The 758-nt window shown below is 48.7% G+C and carries 1 pseudogene; it reads left to right on the top strand.

Annotated elements, in window-relative coordinates:
• Positions 1-758, top strand: a pseudogene (locus ACS8FC_RS16925) (DNA repair ATPase); the annotation flags it as partial.

Genomic DNA, 758 nt, shown 5'->3' with positions numbered 1-758 from the left:
AGGCGACATCATGAGCGGTATGGAAGACATCTTTGCGCTCAGTTATATCGAAAACTCCCTAACCTCTAATAGTGTCCTCGCGCCACTGGCAAACCGCGATTTAAGCGATGTGCATCGCTTGATTAAAATGGCAAAAACGGACAATGCCAATCTCGCGCAAGCGCAAAGCAGCGATCTAACCTATCCATATAGCACCTCAGAGATTAACGAGATTATCGCGATCTTGCGTCATATGTTTAGGGTGCAAGCAGTCATTTTGGATGTCAACCAAGCTTATATTGCCTCCGCCTCGCAAGACGATAAATACCGTGTCGAGCCGATATTTAAGCTACAAGGCAGTTATCGTAATATGAATAAGATGACCGAAAAGCTGTCAGCGGTCATGAATGAGAATGAGCTAAACCAGCTGATAGACGATCACTATCTGGGCGAGTCGCAGCTATTGACCCAAGGCGCAGAGAGCAACTTGCTCAAGCTTGGCGAGATGCGCGGCACCTTAACCGATGCAGAAAAAGAACGTTGGGCGCAAATCAAAGCGGACTTCTTACGTAACAAAGCCATGGGCGGGGAAGACGGCGATACGGGCGCGCGTATCGTCGCGCAGTTGGTCGACTTGGCGAGTGGCTTCAATGCTATCAGTCGTCAGTTTGAGACGTACTTAACCAAAAATGATCCAGAGCAAATCGCCCGTTTACGAGAAGCAGAGCGTAAGGCTCAATTAGAGACTCAGATGGAGGCGCAGCTAGCCTCACAAAAAA

This window comes from Psychrobacter sp. 1Y4, from assembly GCF_051847555.1.
The sequence above is the reverse complement of the archived record's forward strand: the minus strand, read 5'-3'. Positions and strand labels throughout refer to the sequence as shown.